The following is a 674-nucleotide window of genomic DNA, read 5'->3' on the forward strand; positions in this document are numbered from 1 at the left end:
TGGCGTTGAGCATATTGTTAATACCTTTTTCCGTTTCTGCAAGCTGCTTTTTCAAAAGAGGCAGATCGGTGCTTTCTTTCTTCTGCAACTACATCAGCGTATCAATCAGTCGTTCCATGACTTCATCATTCATAATTGCTTTCATACAGTAATTGAGCGTACATATAAATTAGAGGAGACCGAGGCAGTGATGCAGGAACAGATCCGGGTGGCAAACCATCGGATCGCAGATTTGGAAAAGCAGATGGAGGGATAAGGTATGCAGATTAAAGATTATGTAAAGCCGGAATTACTTGTGGTAGCAGTAGTGCTGTACTTTATTGGGATGTGGCTGAAGCAGAGCGAGACAGTGAAAGACAAATACATCCCACTCATTAATGGGCTGATTGGCGTTGCGATTTGTGCCATCTATGTGTTCGCCACCTGTGCCTGCGGTAGTGGTCAGGATATCGCGCTGGCGGTTTTCACGGCACTTACACAGGGCGTCCTTGTGGCGGGATTGTCTACGTATGTAAACCAGATTTTTAAGCAGTCAGGAAAAGAAGAGTAGAAGAAGGTGATCCGACTATCTCCCGCGGCGGTTCGGGGCATGGCTGCCGTTGCGGCATCGCAACAATAGGGGAAAATCGACGAAAGCCGATAGTAGGAATAAAAACCCCCAAGGAGTCGCGATC

Annotated in this window: 1 protein-coding gene and 1 pseudogene; both read left to right on the forward strand. The window is 47.0% G+C overall.

All coding sequences use genetic code 11. The annotated features are described in order from the left end of the window. Positions 1 to 256: pseudogene (locus QVO97_RS03910) on the forward strand (hypothetical protein); the annotation flags it as partial. A 3-nt stretch (positions 257 to 259) separates the two neighbouring features. Next, on the forward strand, positions 260 to 550 hold the full coding sequence (locus QVO97_RS03915; protein WP_022359091.1) for a phage holin family protein: 291 nt from the start codon (positions 260 to 262) through the stop codon (positions 548 to 550). Positions 551 to 674: the final 124 nt, after the last annotated feature.

It is taken from the genome of Clostridium sp. CAG:43 (assembly GCF_000434655.1).
In the GTDB taxonomy this organism is placed as follows: domain Bacteria; phylum Bacillota; class Clostridia; order Lachnospirales; family Lachnospiraceae; genus Otoolea; species Otoolea fessa.

Excerpts from the sequence above, each read along its gene's own strand:
- QVO97_RS03915 (WP_022359091.1), top strand. The coding sequence starts at position 260 with ATGCAGATTAAAGATTATGTAAAGCCGGAATTACTTGTGGTAGCAGTA.